Annotated in this window: 1 protein-coding gene; it reads right to left on the reverse strand. The window is 31.4% G+C overall.

The window, feature by feature from the left end:
* On the reverse strand, positions 1-461 hold a 461-nt coding region (locus B5P40_RS32015; protein WP_113710533.1), incomplete at its 3' end, for a recombinase family protein.
* Positions 462-1,319: the final 858 nt, after the last annotated feature.

Here is a 1,319-nt window from a genome sequence, read left to right on the forward strand (position 1 = left end):
GCAATCCCTTCCGCTTGTCTCTGATGAATTTTTTTTCGTTCTTGATCTGCAACATAAGACAACAAAGATAAAAATTCATCTTCCATTAATCGTCCCATATCACCCATTTCACGGAACTTGCGACTATCAAACAGTGTTTCATTTTCTAAAACAACAATATCAGCTTGTAATTCTCTAGTTATGTATTTCCACTCTGCAATTACCTCGTCATAATTACGCCCCATACGATCTAAGGCATCTATGTAAACAATATCACTTGTACTCAATATTTTTCGTAATAATTGATACTGAGGGCGATCAAAATGTCTTCCACTTGCTTTGTCGACAAAAATACGTCGAGCTTCCACCCCTCGTTCCATCATCTTATGTAATTGGCGTTGTTCATTTTGATCTTTTGTACTTACACGTATATATCCATAAATATTTGCCATTTTTGGTATTCCCCTTATATTTGTTACCATAATTATACCACTTTCGTTTATAAAGGTATTCATTAAAAATAAACGTTTATAAATTAATCAAACTTACCTTTATAAACTTGATATTCCAATGTTTCATAGATGATACCTACCCGTTTGTAAAGGTATACCTTTACAAACGATCGTCTACTTTCTCTATTGTTGAATGGGGATCTTCTTTTTTGATAGGGTGAGGCTCTCTACATTGGGAACACATCAATTTCTTTGGGGAATATAGTTTTGAGGGATTACATTTAACCAATTTACAATCCTTACGTCCTTTGTATATAAAAGAGCTGACTTATTCTTAACAGGGTAAAATCTGGCTGTTTCTTGTCTACATTTGCTTAGCTTGTTTTTTTCGAAATGCTGGGGTACTCCTAGTATGGCAAAAGTTTAATTTATTAAACATTAAGAATAATTAGTATAAAATCTATCAATTTACTATATATGTAATTTATGTAAGTATTGTTATAAAGACATTTTTTAAAACTTTCCCCTAATAAAGTTTTGAAAGAGTTGTCTCATGTAAATATTCTCCATGTTGTAAATATGCAAAGAAAAGAGAATCCAAATGGATTCTCTTTTCTTGGTAACAAATATAATTAAAATCAATATTAATATAATGTAATTTTAAAATATTCGTAATCTTTCCTCCCTATTATTAGAGTAGGGGGTGAAGAGTATGTTCAATTGGACAACACCGAGTGAAGTAATAGTTGGCATATTACTTTTAGGAGCAATAGCAATTGCAACTAGATACTTTATTGTATCTGATTAATTGTGTATCTAGTTGCAATTGCTATTGCTCCTAAAAGTAATAGTTGGCATATTACTTTTAGGAGCAATAGCAATTGCAAC

Source organism: Bacillus sp. SRB_8, assembly GCF_003264205.1.
Lineage (GTDB): Bacteria > Bacillota > Bacilli > Bacillales > Bacillaceae_G > Bacillus_A > Bacillus_A mycoides.